At 47.5% G+C, this 14,168-nt stretch carries 14 protein-coding genes; 10 read left to right on the forward strand and 4 right to left on the reverse strand.

Features of this window, described 5'->3' with window-relative positions; all coding sequences use genetic code 11:
• Positions 1–19 precede the first annotated feature (19 nt).
• The 3 genes from HMPREF3139_RS04410 to HMPREF3139_RS04420 all read left to right on the forward strand — a co-directional run bounded on the left by HMPREF3139_RS04410 (position 20) and on the right by HMPREF3139_RS04420 (position 2,863).
• On the forward strand, positions 20–862 hold the full coding sequence (locus tag HMPREF3139_RS04410) for a putative phage abortive infection protein (protein WP_070460816.1): 843 nt from the start codon (positions 20–22) through the stop codon (positions 860–862).
• 545 nt (positions 863–1,407) lie between these two features.
• On the forward strand, positions 1,408–2,031 hold the full coding sequence (locus HMPREF3139_RS11085) for a hypothetical protein (protein ID WP_210388920.1): 624 nt from the start codon (positions 1,408–1,410) through the stop codon (positions 2,029–2,031).
• Positions 2,032–2,332: 301 nt separating this feature from the next.
• Positions 2,333–2,863, forward strand: coding sequence for an REP-associated tyrosine transposase (locus HMPREF3139_RS04420; RefSeq protein ID WP_070460818.1), 531 nt, complete (start codon positions 2,333–2,335; stop codon positions 2,861–2,863).
• Between the two features lie 200 nt (positions 2,864–3,063).
• Here the strand turns inward: HMPREF3139_RS04420 and nrdD are convergent, their stop codons facing one another.
• The 4 genes from nrdD to HMPREF3139_RS04440 form a co-directional block, all read right to left on the reverse strand.
• Positions 3,064–4,845 (reverse strand): anaerobic ribonucleoside-triphosphate reductase, encoded by a 1,782-nt coding sequence (gene nrdD, locus HMPREF3139_RS04425; protein ID WP_070460820.1) that lies wholly within the window; start codon positions 4,843–4,845, stop codon positions 3,064–3,066.
• Between the two features lie 117 nt (positions 4,846–4,962).
• Entirely contained in the window at positions 4,963–5,472 is a 510-nt protein-coding gene (nrdG, locus tag HMPREF3139_RS04430) for an anaerobic ribonucleoside-triphosphate reductase activating protein (protein ID WP_070460821.1), read from the reverse strand.
• Positions 5,473–5,759: 287 nt separating this feature from the next.
• Positions 5,760–6,902 (reverse strand): THUMP domain-containing class I SAM-dependent RNA methyltransferase, encoded by a 1,143-nt coding sequence (locus HMPREF3139_RS04435; RefSeq protein ID WP_070460823.1) that lies wholly within the window; start codon positions 6,900–6,902, stop codon positions 5,760–5,762.
• A gap of 116 nt (positions 6,903–7,018) precedes the next feature.
• Entirely contained in the window at positions 7,019–8,410 is a 1,392-nt protein-coding gene (locus HMPREF3139_RS04440) for a nucleobase:cation symporter-2 family protein (protein ID WP_070460825.1), read from the reverse strand.
• Between the two features lie 336 nt (positions 8,411–8,746).
• On the opposite strand from HMPREF3139_RS04440, the gene dapA reads away from it, so the two are divergent.
• The 7 genes from dapA to hemW all read left to right on the forward strand — a co-directional run bounded on the left by dapA (position 8,747) and on the right by hemW (position 14,071).
• Entirely contained in the window at positions 8,747–9,622 is an 876-nt protein-coding gene (gene dapA / locus HMPREF3139_RS04445) for a 4-hydroxy-tetrahydrodipicolinate synthase (protein WP_070460828.1), read from the forward strand.
• Positions 9,623–9,703: 81 nt separating this feature from the next.
• The gene (gene bamC / locus HMPREF3139_RS04450; RefSeq protein ID WP_049351545.1) at positions 9,704–10,834 is read left to right on the forward strand and encodes an outer membrane protein assembly factor BamC; all 1,131 of its coding nucleotides are present in this window, start codon (positions 9,704–9,706) and stop codon (positions 10,832–10,834) included.
• A 122-nt stretch (positions 10,835–10,956) separates the two neighbouring features.
• On the forward strand, positions 10,957–11,187 hold the full coding sequence (locus tag HMPREF3139_RS04455; RefSeq protein WP_003679018.1) for an NGO_0222 family membrane protein: 231 nt from the start codon (positions 10,957–10,959) through the stop codon (positions 11,185–11,187).
• A 9-nt stretch (positions 11,188–11,196) separates the two neighbouring features.
• Positions 11,197–11,790, forward strand: coding sequence for an RdgB/HAM1 family non-canonical purine NTP pyrophosphatase (gene rdgB, locus HMPREF3139_RS04460; RefSeq protein WP_070460830.1), 594 nt, complete (start codon positions 11,197–11,199; stop codon positions 11,788–11,790).
• Between the two features lie 75 nt (positions 11,791–11,865).
• Complete coding sequence (locus HMPREF3139_RS04465) at positions 11,866–12,456, forward strand: hypothetical protein (RefSeq protein ID WP_234396210.1); 591 nt, start codon at positions 11,866–11,868, stop codon at positions 12,454–12,456.
• Positions 12,437–12,799 carry a thioredoxin family protein gene (locus HMPREF3139_RS04470; protein ID WP_070460832.1) on the forward strand — a complete coding sequence of 121 codons (363 nt, stop codon included), beginning with the start codon at positions 12,437–12,439 and terminating at the stop codon, positions 12,797–12,799. The genes HMPREF3139_RS04465 and HMPREF3139_RS04470 overlap by 20 nt, the downstream gene beginning before the upstream one ends.
• Before the next feature lie 96 nt (positions 12,800–12,895).
• A complete protein-coding gene (gene hemW / locus HMPREF3139_RS04475) occupies positions 12,896–14,071 on the forward strand; it encodes a radical SAM family heme chaperone HemW (protein ID WP_070460833.1) in 1,176 nt (391 codons plus the stop codon).
• Positions 14,072–14,168 lie beyond the last annotated feature (97 nt).

A 14,168-nucleotide genomic window follows, 5' to 3' on the forward strand; every position in this document is an offset into this window, starting at 1 on the left:
CGTTCAACTGAGATGTAAAATGAAAAATTTGAAATTTAAAATTTTATCTTTGATTGTTTTCATTATTGTGGCACTTATTTGGTGGTATTACCCTGTTCTAATTTCCAACCATACTGGGTTAATTGAGCAAGAAAAGCTTGGACAATGGGGGGATACATATGGAGGACTAAATACAATTTTTACAGGATTAGCAATGGCAGGAGCTTTTTTTGCCTTGTATGTCGGAAACGAAGAAAGAAATTCAAGGCAATTTGAAGATCATTTTTTTCAACAGCTGAATAGTATCAGGGATATTATTGCGGGGATTAGTCTTTTTAAAGGAACGGTTACTTATAGAATTTATCCTTATAAAAATAATCCGAAAAAATGTGAAAAATACGAAATAAAGATTCCTGGAGATATATCGGGAAGGATAGTTTTTGTTATATTGAGAGATAATTTTATTCTAGAAAATATAGTTAGTCATTCAAATGGAAACATTGGAAAATACGAAGATTTTTACACAGATTTTCTTCATCGAGTATTGAGTCATTATTTCAGGGCTATTTATACTACTATAAAATATGTAGACACATCCGACATATTAAATGAAGAACAAAAGATTTTCTATATACATATGCTGAGAGCACAAATTTCTAGCGATGAGTTATTTTTTCTATTTTATAGTGGATTATCAAGATGGGGGATTGAGAAATTCAAACCACTGATAGAAAAATATAGTTTTTTTGAGCATCTTCAAAATGAAATTTCATCTACCGATTTAATTAAGTATGAGAAGTCAGCTTATGGTGATAATAAAGAAATTTGTGTCGAATATAACGAACAACAAGAAAATCAAAAATCACTTAAGAATAAGTCGTAATAAGTAAACCGTAGCAAGCTCTATCCTGCACACCTAACTCATCGTGAGCGTTGCTACACTAAGACTCTACCTGCAAATAACATGGAACTTTCAATCAAACGCACGCGGTTGCTTGATTGACGGGTTGCCGTGTTTCAACTTTTAACTTCGTTGAAGCTAGCGCTTTCAGACGACCTCAAAAATCGTCTGAAAGCAAGCCGTAGCCTGTATACCCGACCGACCGCGTTCGTGGTTTAGCCACAAACCCTACCAGTGAATCATGAGAAATCTTAAAACCAACGTAGCAAGCCGTAGTCTGCATATCCAACCAACCGCGTGCATGGCTGCGCTACACACCCTACCTGTGAATCAAACGAAACTTCAAAACCAACGCGTAGCAAGTCGTAACCTGCATACTCAACCAACTGCGTGAGTAGCTATGCCACATACCTCACTTGACTTTAAGGTTTATTTATCTATAAATTATTTTGTCATCTTGACACATTAAAGAAATAAAATACAAACAAATTTTTACTGTTATCTCAAATTTAGGAGTAACCATTATCATGAGTATTAAAGACTTTCTCTCCACTATACTAAAACAAAAACAAGAAAAAGATGAAACAAAAATCCAAGTAAAACAAATTGTTGTAGAGCTAGAACAGGAAAATTTGGCATTCACTCAAGATAACCAAGAATTAGAGCCGGAATCAGACGAAGACAATTCCGATATTCCTCAACCCGTACAAGAACTCAGCACTGCCATTAAAAGTATTCCCGGTATCAAACTTGCTGCGGTAAATCGCCATATGCTATTCGAAATCACATCGGATGATTTTACGCTTCCCATGTTTGGTGACTATCCGTTAGGTGCATTAAAACGGACTGATGGCGGTTTACCGGACGAAATCTTGATTTCGATCGACTTCATGATTACACGTGATGAAACCGGATTGAAAGCATTAGAGTTTTTGTCATGGTGGGTACGCGACCATGCACGAGGTGGAGATAGTATCCAGCTGCGCGCTCTGGCTCTTCCCCCAATCCCTGAGCAGTTTGGTAAAACTCTAACGTTCACCATCGACTATTTCTATGCTGATCCTGAACAGGATATTGATAAACTACTGAACAGTATCCAAGAACTAGCCGATAGTTTAAATGATGCAAAAATACAGTATTTAAACCAATAAGCTCTAACTGTTCACTTTAGCAAACCGTAGTCTGTATACTCAACCTATCGCGTGCGTGGCTACGCCACACACCCTACCTGTGAATTACGCGGCACTTCAAAACCAACATGTAGGGTGTGTGCGGTACGCACGCACGCGGTTGCTTGATTGACGGTTTGCCGTTTCAACTTTTAACTTTGTTGAAGCTAGCGCTTTCAGACGGCCTCCAATGTCGTCTGAAAGCGTCAACTTCAACAAAGTTTTAAAACCTTAAACAACAAACCATTCCTTCTCCAACACCCAAACCACAAACAAAAAACCTATGGCGCGTTATCGCAGAAACTTCATTGCCGGCGGTACATTCTTTTTCACCGTCAAACTCGCCGACCCAAAATCGCGCCTGCTTGTCGAACATATCGACTTATTGCGTGCGGCTTATATGGATGTGCAAAAACAATACCCCTTTGAAACCGTCGCCGTATGCGTACTGCCGAACCACATTCACGCCATTTGGACGCTGCCGCTCGATGATGCGGATTATTCCCTGCGCTGGCGGCTGATTAAAACCAAATTCTCCGCACATTTCCCTCGTGCCGAAAACCTGTCCGCCAGCAAACAGCGTCGAAACGAACGCGGTATTTGGCAACGGCGTTTTTACGAACACACCGTGCGCGACGAAACGGATTTGCAGCGTTGCGCGGACTACATCCATTTCAATCCCGTCAAACATGGATTGTGCAGCAATGTTCGCGATTGGGCGTTTTCGTCGTTTCACCGTTATGTGCGGGATGGATGGCTGCCATTGGATTGGGGCGGAACAAAAGAAACGGCAGTAATGAGTTTCGGAGAGTGAATACTATAAAAAATTACCGACCGCGTGCGTGGCTGCGCCACACACCCTACCAGCGAATCACACGGAACTTCAAAATATTAAAGTATCAAGCATTGTTGTTTAATTTAATTAAAATCATACAGTTGAAAGAGTCAGTCTATCTAAAGGCCGTCTGAAATTTCAGACGGCCTTTGCTTTTTTAAGTAACTTTTTGTCAACGATTACGCCGCTTTACGGTGATAATGCCTGAGTGCGTGCTCTTTACGCCGTCCGCTACTGAATGCGGATACGCGTTTCAAATAGCCGATGACGCGGGTGCCGTAGTCGATGTCGTGACTACCGCAGGAGGAACAGGCGTGCAGGGTGCGTTTGTCGATGTGGCCGCATTCGTTGCAGATGGTGATGCGCACGTTCACGCAGAAGTAGTTGCAGCCAGTTTGCGCGGCGATGTCCAAGAGCGAGCGGTAGCCGGATTCGGGCAGTGCTTCGTCGAGGTTCAAGTGCAGCGCGGAGCCGCCGTCGAGCCAGTCCACCAGTTCTTTACCGTGCAGCAGGAATTTGTCGAGCGCGTTGATTTCTTCATCTTCGACGACGTAGAAATAGGAGTTGTAGCAGTCACGGCTGACTTTGTAGCCGTCGGCTTTGTCCCATTTGGCGTTTTTCACGCCGAGGTTTTCGGCGGGGACAAACTCGGTATTGAACTTCACGCCGTAGTGTTTGCTGGCGGCTTGGTTGGCTTCAAATATGGTTTTCAGACGGCCTTGGACGAAGTTGATGTAGTCATCGTTGTAGCCGACCTTGATGCCTTGCGATTCGGCGGCTTCCGCCATGCCGTTGATGCCGATGGTGAGGAACTGTTTGTCCAACGTAATGAAGCCTGCATCGTAAACGGGCAGCATTCCGGCGGCTTGGTATTCTTCCATCAGTTTGCGGTAGGCGTATTGGTATTTGTGGATTTTGGCGACTTCGGCGGCAAGGTCGCGCCCGTCTTGTTCCAGCCGGTTCATGTTGATGGTGATGACGTTGATGGAACCGGTCGCCACTCCGCCCGCGCCGAGGGTGTAGCTGAAGGTGCGGTCTTCGATGGCGTTGCGCAGGCGGCAGCAGGAAGCTAACGAATCGGGGTTATCGGAAAGATAGACGAAGAAGGAATTGCCTTCCGCCAACTCTTTCGCCATTTCATCGGCAAACACGGTGTCTTTGCATTTGCCGCCGTCGGTCAGCATCGCAGCGGTCACGACGGGGAAAGTCAAAACGGCCTTGGTGCGTTCCTGATTGAACCATTTGAGGAAGAAGTTTTGCAGCTTCGCCACGCTCGTCCACACCGGTTTGCTGAAATCGGGGAAGACGAAATCACCGAACATCGCGTCGAAATAGTATTGATCGTAAACGGAAATATTCCAAAACACGCTCTGATAGCCACGCGCGGCGGCGGGCTGGTTGATGCTGTACACTACCTGCTGCATGTGGTTGGCGATTTCTTTGGCGTGGGTTTCCAAATAATCGTCGCCGTAGTCTTTGCGGGCGAAGTAGTCGAAATAAGTCAGAAATTCCACCGTCGCCACCGCGCCGGCAAACTGCGCGCTGATGGCAAACACCAGGTTGATAAACGAACCGCAAAACGAAGCCAGATGCTGCGGCGCCTTGGATTCGCCGCCGAGTTTACTTAAGCCGTCAAGCAGGAAGGGATACAGCGTAACCGACACACAATAAGGCTTGAGGCTGGTTTCGTCGTGCACATAAATCTCATGCGCCTCAATCTGACGGATGTATTCGTCGGCAACGGATTGGTCGAAAATTTCGGCAATTTTGCGCGACACTTGGGCGCGGTTAATCTGCACGAAAAAGTCTTTCATGATTTCCGCTTCCATCGTGGCGATGTTTTTCTGGGTAACGTTGGCGTTGGCATCCATTTTCGAGCCGTCCGCCGCGTTTTGCGCGCTGATGTAGTCGCGCATGAATTGTAGTTTTCCGTTTAACTGTTCGGGATGCAGCCGAATCATGTTAATTCTCCTATAAGGTCTGGATGATTTATCAAGCAATGACGGTCAGTCCGTCTGAAACATCGCTGTCAGCGAATACAATAGATTCAATTTAAATCAGTGCAATACAGCACCCAGCTAAATTGAAGCCACTGGAAACACTTTAGGCGCGGGTTTGTCTTTGATAAACAATCGGTTCAACACTTCACCCGTGCGCAAATCGACAAACTTCTGATTGGTGGTCGGGCTGTCTAAGCCGCCCAGCTCCATCTGCCAGCGGCCGGTTTTCAGATACGTCAGATAAGGCAGGATACCGTCTGAAACCGCTTCCAGCTCCTCACGCTCCAGGCCGGTGTACAAACAGGCTTTTAGACCTTCCTGCGTCACGATGCCCAGCATTTTCTGTAAGGCTTTCGGTTGCCACTCCCCGCCCATAAACAACACGCAGCTAATTAATCCGCGATAGCGTTTCAGACGGCCTTTTAAATAATCCTCGGTCAATTCCGTGCCAATGCCCTCTTTCCATGTATCGGCACTATGGCAACCTTTACAACGCAGCGGACAACCTGAAAACAGAAATGCCAGCGACACTTCGCCCGGCACTTCCTGCCAGACAATTTGCTCAACTGTAAATTTCAAGCTACTCATTGCAATACCACAAAACACAATATATGGTGCGAATTAAAACACAAGACTACTAGATATGGTATTTTTATTTAACAATGCATTTTACTCATGTAATAGATTTTTATTATTTATATGATTGTCTATTACTATAAAATAGCAGTTTTAAACCAATAAAAAGGCCGTCTGAACACGATTCAGACGGCCTAAAATCAGAATACGTAAAGCAAACTCCGTTATAACAAAGACGGTTTTAACAAATCAAAAAAGGCCGTCTGAAATCATCTTTCAGACGGCCTCTATTTCAGGTTTTAGCCCCGATTCGAGCCTTTAACCATATCCATCAAAAACAATCGGCAATCCAAGTTGCCATTGAACAATGGAATTTTACGCTTCGGAGAAAGGCGCATAAATTTCGGCATATCGCGATCGCCGGTCAACATTCCGGCAAGCCAGCCTGCGTAATGCTGTTTCAACCATGTCCCCAGTTGCGGATAAAGCGCCTGTAAAGCCTGAATTTCGGCAAGGCGCACACCATAAGGCGGATTGGAAATCATAATGCCGTGTTCGCCGTTTGGTCGAGCGGTCTGCGCATCTTGCACGTCAAAGCGGATGAAATTATCCACTTCGGCGGCTTGAGCATTGGCCAATGCGGCACGAATCATATAACGGTCGTTGTCGCTGCCGGAAATGGGCGCGGCTGCCGGTTTGATTTGTTTTTCAGCTTCACGGCGCAAGGCTTGCCATTTTTCTTTGTCGAAGTTTTGCAGTTTTTCAAAACCGAAACGGCGCATCAAGCCCGGCGCACGGTGTGTCGCAATCCATGCTGCCTCAATGGCAATCGTACCGCTACCGCAAAACGGGTCTTGGAAAGGCTGCGTACCGTCGTAGCCTGCCAAAAGCAGCAAACCTGCCGCTAAGTTCTCTCTTAATGGCGCTTCGCCGGTATCCTGACGATAGCCGCGTTTGAAGAGTGCTTCGCCGGAAGTATCGATAAAGATTTCCACATTGCGCTCATCGATAAAGGCATGAATGCGGATATCGGGGTTGATTTTACCCACGCTCGGACGCGCATCATAAATATCGCGGAAGGCATCGCAGACGGCATCTTTGATTTTCAAACCGACAAAATCCAAGCTTTTCACATTAGCGCGCTTGCCTTCGACTTTGACTTTAAAGGTCTGCTCCAGCTTAAACCAACCTGTCCAATGGAGATTTCGTGCCAATTTGTAGATATCGTGTTCATTGCGATAACCACCTTTGGTCAAGCGCAGCAAAACACGGCTGGCAACGCGCGAATACAGGTTGATGCGATACACCTGCTCCATCGTGCCTTTACATGCCACACCGCCGTCAACAGCGCGGATATCCTGACATACCATATTTTCGAGTTCCTGCGTCAAAGGCACTTCCAAACCGCGAGGACAAGTGATAAAAAGTGAATAAACCGTCATATAAAACCTTTCCGGGTAGAGCTATCCGAACCACTCGGATAACAAATAAAAACAATATTATAGCCGAAAAACCAAAGGCCGTCTGAAACTTCAGACGGCCTTTGAATAAAGCTTGCTTAGTGATCCAAACTGTCGGTTTCAACCTTAACCGCTTTATCGGTTTTATCTTCCGGCAAAACCAAGTTCAACAATACCGCCATAATACCGCCTGCGGAAATTGAGTTTTGGAACAATACCGGCAGGTTTTTGAACACTTCCGGCTCAAACGCCACGCCCAAACCCAAACCGACAGAAGTTGCCGCGATAACCGCTTCACGACGGCGAATACCGTGGCTGACCAGAATCCGCACACCGGCAATCGCAATCAGGCCAAACATCAACACCATCGCGCCACCCAAAACCGGACTCGGAATCGTGGTAAACGCACGGCCGATGACAGGGAACAAGCCCAACAATACCAAAATCGCCGCAATATATTTGCCCACATGACGCGAAGCCACGCCGGTCATTTGAATCACGCCGTTATTTTGCGCAAAAGTAGTCAAAGGCAAAGAGCCCAACGCAGTCGCAATCACAGATACCAAACCATCTGCCAATACGCCGCCGCGCAGACGTTTGGTATATTCCTCACCCTCAATCGGCTGCTCGGAGACCATCGCAGTCGCCGTCAAATCACCTACTGCTTCAAATACGCTCAACAAGAAAATCGCACCGGCAACGATAAACGCGTGCCAATCAAATGCGAAACCATATTTAAACGGAACAGGCAGGGTAATCAGCGGCAGGTTTTGCAGGGCGGAAAAATCTACTTTGCCCAAAAACAGCGCAACAATATAACCGACAATCAAACCCACCGCGATGCCGCTCATACGCAGCAATGGGTTTTTCAAGCAGTTGAAAACCAATACAATCAGCAACACCAGCGATGCCAGACCTAAGTTTTCCATCGAACCGAACGTACCGTCTGCTTTCGCACCGAAGCCGCCGCCAAAGTCAGTAATGCCGACATGCACCAAGCTCAAGCCGATCAACATGACGACCACGCCGCTTACAGTCGGCGTAATCACTTTTTTCAGATAAGGCAAAAGCCAAGCGGAGAAGCACACCAAAAACGCGCCGACAAAGGACACTCCCAAGAGCGTTGAAATCATCACATCTTTAGTCAAGCCGCCCTCTTTCATACCGGTACCGAGCGCAATCATCACGGTAACAAAAGAGAAGTTGACCGACTGAATCGACAACATACCCGAACCGACCGGCCCGAAACGGTTGACCTGCAAATAAGTACCGACACCGGAAGCCACCATCGCCATCGACACCAAATAAGCCGTCATTTCAACCGGCAGCTCCAATGCCCCACCGACAATCAGTGCCGGAGTAATCATCGGAACAAAAATCGCTAGAAGGTGCGTAACCGCACTCAACAACGCATTCCCAAACGGCGGCTTATCTTCCAAACCATAAACCAAATCAAGCGGTTCCGCTTGTTTTTCAGTCATTCCGGCCATGTTGAACCTTCTCTCAAGAATCGTTAAAAAATATTAAGATGCGTATTTTAACCAATTTGAAATGTATCAGCAAATTCAAAACCATCAGGCCGTCTGAAAGCTCCGCCCAATCGTTTTCAGACGGCCTCAAACCGCCTTAACACATTTTAATTCTTGACATCATTTTTCCATCTTAAAACAAACAAACCAATGATTTAAAAATGTATTATTCATTAAGATAATGACAAGTCACGATTAAACGGCCCGGCCTCATAGCGGATATGTTTCACACAAACAACAAAGTAAGCTACAATCCGATGAATAATCCACCCACACCATAAAATTAAAGGTTTCCGTATGTTAAAAGGCAGTCTGGTTGCCCTGATTACTCCGATGAATCAAGACGGCAGCATCAACTACGAACAACTTCATGACTTAATCGACTGGCACATTGAAAACGGCACCGACGGCATCGTCGCAGTCGGTACCACCGGCGAGTCAGCCACCCTGCCTGTCGAAGAACATTTGGCCGTTATTGAAGCCACTGTCAAACACGTCAACAAGCGCGTTCCCGTTATCGCCGGCACAGGCGCCAACAATACTGTCGAAGCCATCGCCCTTTCCAAAGCAGCCGAGCAAGCCGGTGCGGACTACACCTTATCTGTTGTTCCCTACTACAACAAACCTTCGCAAGAAGGCATTTACCAACATTTCAAAGCCATCGCCGAAGCCACTTCGATTCCGATGATTATTTATAATGTTCCCGGCCGTACCGTCGTGAGCATGAGCAACGACACTATTTTGCGTTTGGCCGAGATTCCGAATATCGTCGGTGTGAAAGAAGCCAGCGGCAATATCGGCAACAACATCGAATTGATCAACAGCGTTCCTGAAGGTTTTGCCGTGTTCTCCGGCGATGACCCTACCGGCCTGCCTTTCATGCTGTGTGGCGGTCATGGCGTGGTAACCGTCGCAGCCAACGTTGCACCGAAACTCTTTGCCGATATGTGTCGAGCCGCCCTTGAGGGCGATATTGCGACCGCCCGTCGTCTAAACGAGCAACTTATCCCAATTTATAACACCATGTTCTGCGAGCCCAGCCCGGCCGCGCCCAAATGGGGCCTGAGCTTATTGGGCAAATGCGAACCCCATGTTCGTCTGCCTTTGGTAGCACTGACCGAAGCCGGTCAAGCCAAAGTCCGAGCCGCTCTGGAAAAATCAGGACAAATCTGATCCGGAAATAAGGCCGTCTGAATTCCAAACACCCTTTTCAGACGGCCTCCCTGTTAAGAACTCCATCCACAGGAAAACAAGATGACCTATATCAAACCCATCGTAGTAGCCCTCGCCCTGATTAGCATGACTGCCTGTTCCGGCAGCAAAAAAGAACAACCCAAACTCGACTATCAAAGTCAATCACACCGCTTGGTCAAACTGGAAGTACCACCTGATTTGAACAACCCAGACCAAGGCAACCTCTATCAATTACCGGCAGGCAGCGGTGCCGTCCGCGCCAGCGACTTCAACAAACGCCGCACTCAAGCTGTACAACAACCTGCCAATGCAGAAGTCTTGAAATCCGTTAAAGGCGTACGCCTTGAGCGTGACGGCAACCAACGCTGGTTGGTTGTCGATGGCAAATCACCTCGCGAAATTTGGCCTTTGCTGAAAGTGTTCTGGCAAGAAAACGGTTTCGACATCAAATCTGAAGAACCTGCCATCGGCCAAATGGAAACCGAGTGGGCAGAAAACCGAGCCAAAATCCCTCAAGACAGCCTGCGCCGTCTGTTGGACAAAGTCGGCTTGGGCGGTATCTACTCTACCAGCGAACGCGACAAGTTCATCATCCGCATCGAACAAGGTAAAAACGGTTCGACCGACATCTTCTTCGCCCACAAAGGCATGAAAGAAGTTTATGCCGACCGTAAAAAAGACACTACGATGTGGCAACCGGGTGAAAACGACCCTAACCTCGAAGCCGCATTCCTCGCCCGCTTTATGCAATATTTGGGCGTTGACGGTCAGCAAGCCGAACAAGCCCTGACCCAAAGCGTTGCTGCCCGCAGCAATGCTTCTGAATTGGCGCGTGTGGACAACGGCACTCTGTTGCTGGCAGGCGATTACGGCCGCAACTGGCGCCGTACCGCCCTTGCGCTTGACCGCATCGGCCTGACTGTTATCGGTCAAAATGCCGAACGCCGCGCTTTCTTGGTTCAACAAGCGCCAACTGAAGGCGAAGCAGTTGCCAATAAAAAACCGGGCCTGTTCAAACGCGTATTTGGCAAAGGCAAAGCAGAAGCGCCAAAAACGTATCCTGAAATCATCGTGTATGTTGAGCCTATCAACAATGGCGCACGCCTCCATCTGTTGAACAAAGACGGCAGCCCATACAAAGGCAGCGATGCCTCCACATTGCTGAGCCGCCTGCACACAGAATTGCGTTAATCCGTTATTCGACTTAAGGCCGTCTGAAATATTCAGACGGCCTTTTTAACGAATCCGGCATGGTTTCAAATTCCCAATCTGACGTTATAATCAGAACATTTTTCCCCCTTACCCAAGCTGCCATGACCCGACAAAAAGCCTATCTGCTCCTGACCGCCCTGTTTACCCTGATGTTTATCGTACTGATTCTGTTGGGTGCTTATCTTCTGAGCATTCACAGCAAACAATTTGCCGTTGCCGCCTTTCTGTTTGCCTTTGCCGCCGTTTTTGCCCAAATCGGCAGCCTTGCCCTTTACATCCGCCACAAAGCACGCGCACAAATGGCTCGTATGCAGCAAACCGAAAACCATTAAGGAAAAACCATGTTTGAAAAAATCGTCCTTGCCAGTGGCAACGCAGGCAAACTCAAAGAATTTTCCCGCCTCTTTGCCGACTTAAACATCGAAGTCCTGCCGCAATCGCAGTTCAATACGCCCGAATGTCCCGAGCCGTACCATACCTTTATTGAAAATGCCCTGGCTAAAGCACGTCATGCCGCCCAATACAGCGGCTTACCGGCACTTGCCGACGACTCCGGCATCTGCACCAACGCCTTAAACGGCGCACCCGGTATTTTCTCCGCACGTTATGCAGGCGAAAACCCCAAATCCGATGCCGCAAACAACGCCAAACTCTCTGCCGATCTTGCCGATAAAGACGACAAAAGCTGCTACTACGTCTGCGTCCTTGTCCTCGTCCGCCACGAAAACGACCCGCAACCCATCATCGCAGAAGGCATCTGGCGCGGACAATGGCAGACCGAGGCAGCCGGTACAAACGGCTTCGGCTACGATCCACATTTCTATCTGGCCAAACATGGTTGCACCGCTGCCGAGCTTGATCCTGAAATCAAAAATGCCGAAAGCCACCGCGCCCAAGCATTGCGTGAACTATTAAGAAAAATCGAATCCTTATAAATCAATAATAGGCCGTCTGAAAACCTGAAACGTTTTTTTAGATGTTCTAAATCCAACAAATAATGAAAGAAATCCATGTCCCCTAAGCAAATCCTGATTGTCGCCATCCGCTTGGTCGTTTTAATCGGCATCGTACAAACACTTGGCGGCATTGCTACCATATTCGCACAGTCAGAAAGCATGTATGACAGCAAACAAATTCCGCCCGTACTGATGTTCTACGGCTTGTATTTAATTGCATGGCTGCTGCTATGGTGTTTCCCTGCCACCATTGCCAACCGCCTGTTGCCCGAACATCTGCAAACCGTACAGGAAGCCCCAAAACACCCTGCACCATGGCTGACGACCGGTATTGTATTAATAGGCATATATACTGTTTTCCAAGCTATCCCCGACCTAATTTACCAGTTCTCTCTCTCTATCTTTTTGTACAGTCTATTGCTATCGACACACATACATCCGTTTGGGCGGACCTCGGCGCACAAAACCAAGCCGGCATACTTGCCAACATCGCGCAGCTTTTTATCGGCATTTTCCTGCTATTCGGTGCACCCAAACTCTCATCTTGGATGCAAAAAAGACTTTAACTACATAAAAACCAAAGGCCGTCTGAAACCTTCAGACGGCCTACCTTACATTCATTCCCATGCCCAAGCCCTCACCTGAAGAATTGGCAGCCTTTGCAAAACACGTTGCTGCCTTCATCCCAACCACACCTGACGAACTTCTGCAACTCATTGACAGTCAAGAAACTGCTATCGTCTTTTTAGGCAAACCAAGCTGTTCATACTGTCGCCGTTTTGTTGCAAAACTGTCTACCGTTTCCTTAAACAAGCAGTTTACCATCCGCTTTACAGACAGCAGCAACAAAGCGGCTTTAAAAACTTTTCGTGAACAACACGGCATCAAAACTGTTCCCGCATTACTCAACATCTCACAAGGCAAAATAAAATTTGTCTGCAATTCCAAATTATCAGAAGAAGAAATTGAAGCTTTTTTGAGCGCTTAGACTGCGCAAATTTCCTACTGATTACTTTCCCGGCCGACATTTCAGTTAAAATAAGGCCCTAAAAATTTCAGACGGCCTCAAGCCTCAACACATATCATGACCCAAATCACCTTCCAACGCCCCGGCCAGCTAACCGCCCTACCTCCTTTATCACTCTATATCCATATTCCTTGGTGCATCAAAAAATGCCCGTATTGCGACTTCAATTCCCACAGCCTGAAAAACGGCCTGCCGGAAGAAGCCTATATCGATGCCCTATTAACCGACCTGCAGCTTGAGTTGCCGAATATTTGGGGCAGACCGGTGGAAACCATATTCTTCGGCGGCGGTACGCCCAGCCTGTTTCAAGCGGAATCGATTGACCGTTTGTTAAGCGGCGTGCGCTCACTGTTGCGCTTGCAACCCGAAGCGGAAATTACTTTGGAAGCGAACCCCGGCACATTTGAAATTGAGAAGTTTCAAGGATTTAAAGACGCAGGCATTACGCGTCTGTCTATCGGCGTACAAAGTTTTAACGACGATATGCTTGCTCGATTGGGACGCGTTCACAACGGCAAAGAAGCCCTGACAGCCATTGATACTGCCTTGAAATTATTTGAAAAAGTCAATATCGATTTGATGTATGCCCTGCCAAACCAAACGGTTCAGACGGCCTTAAACGATGTGCAAACCGCTATTGCAACAGGCGTATCGCATATCAGCGCATATCATCTGACCATGGAGCCGAACACACCTTTTGGTCATACGCCGCCAAAAGATTTGCCGCAAGATGAAGCAGCATTGGATATTGAAGATGCCGTACACGGCGCGCTGGAAGGCGCAGGCTTTGTCCACTACGAAACATCGGCTTTTGCAAAAGCTAATATGCAGTGCCGCCACAATTTGAACTACTGGCAGTTCGGCGATTATTTGGGCATCGGCGCGGGCGCACACGGCAAAATTTCCTATCCCGACCGCATCGAGCGAACTGTCCGCCGCCGTCATCCCAACGACTATCTTGCCACCATGCAGAGCAATCCGCATGAAGCAGTTGAACGCAAAACCGTTGCCGCCGAAGACCTTCCATTCGAATTCATGATGAACGCCCTGCGCCTGACCGACGGCGTACCTGCCGCAATGTTGCAGGAACGTACCGGCGTACCCACTGCAAAAATCATGGCACAAATCGAAACCGCCAGACAAAAAGACCTGCTTGAATCAGACCCGACCGTGTTCCGCCCGACCGAACAAGGCTGTTTGTTCTTAAACGATTTGTTACAGTGTTTTTTATAAGTGCGATTTTACAACAGCTGACACATTTTTAGATTTGCTTAATTTTCCACAAGAAAATACAATCAGAATAATTGTTGGGAATGAACAATCCCGGCGA

Source organism: Neisseria sp. HMSC15G01 (genome assembly GCF_001808255.1).
GTDB lineage: Bacteria > Pseudomonadota > Gammaproteobacteria > Burkholderiales > Neisseriaceae > Neisseria > Neisseria subflava_A.